Source organism: Photorhabdus heterorhabditis (assembly GCF_018448905.1).
Taxonomy (GTDB): Bacteria; Pseudomonadota; Gammaproteobacteria; order Enterobacterales; family Enterobacteriaceae; genus Photorhabdus; species Photorhabdus heterorhabditis.
This window is the reverse complement of sequence record NZ_RCWA01000181.1, coordinates 1-601: the sequence shown is the minus strand read 5'-3', so window position 1 is coordinate 601 and position 601 is coordinate 1. Positions and strand designations below refer to the sequence as shown.

Annotated in this window: 1 protein-coding gene; it reads left to right on the top strand. The window is 36.6% G+C overall.

Annotation, left to right across the window (positions count from 1 at the left end; all coding sequences use genetic code 11):
- A partial coding sequence (locus EAE89_RS23190; RefSeq protein ID WP_214086687.1) for a DUF5625 family protein occupies positions 1-363 on the top strand: 363 nt, incomplete at its 5' end.
- Between the last annotated feature and the right edge of the window lie 238 nt (positions 364-601).

The window sequence follows — 601 nt, the reverse complement described above, 5'->3', positions numbered from 1 at the left end:
AGTAAGAAAGGGAATTATCAGTTTGCCTTGCTGTTTGATAAAGGGGATGACTATGAGGAAATGAAAAGGCGGCTTGAGTTGTTCGGGAATGTTGATAAGGGCGGGGTAATAACCCCAGTTTCGCTTCATCTGGTTAAAGATAGCAAGATTTTTTTTGACAAGAAAATAAATGCAGGAGGACGTGGTTGGGGGCGTTCCTTCGATTACGAAGGAAGAAGAGTAAATATAGCTGTGCGAAATATTAAAATACTTGAATTACCCCCTGGACGTTACTCTGCGGTCATTACGACTCTAGAGGATGTGCCTGCTTTTAGTGGTATTGAGAGTTTTGTCGAGTTTGCCTATTACAATCCGAAAATTTAAGAAGATTTAAAATGGTGTCAGTATAAATAAAGAAAATATCAAAGTTTGGAGTGACGAAATGAAAGTATTACGTATACATAAAAGGTTTAAAAATTGGCGAAATATTATTTTTTTTTATGAGCTGTACCTTATTAATGTCCTGCTCTAAGTACATTGATATATACAGGCCGATTGACGTATCGAAGTCTGGTCAATCAGTCAAAATTGATTTTGAACTCAGCAAGGAAGGTAATTATCA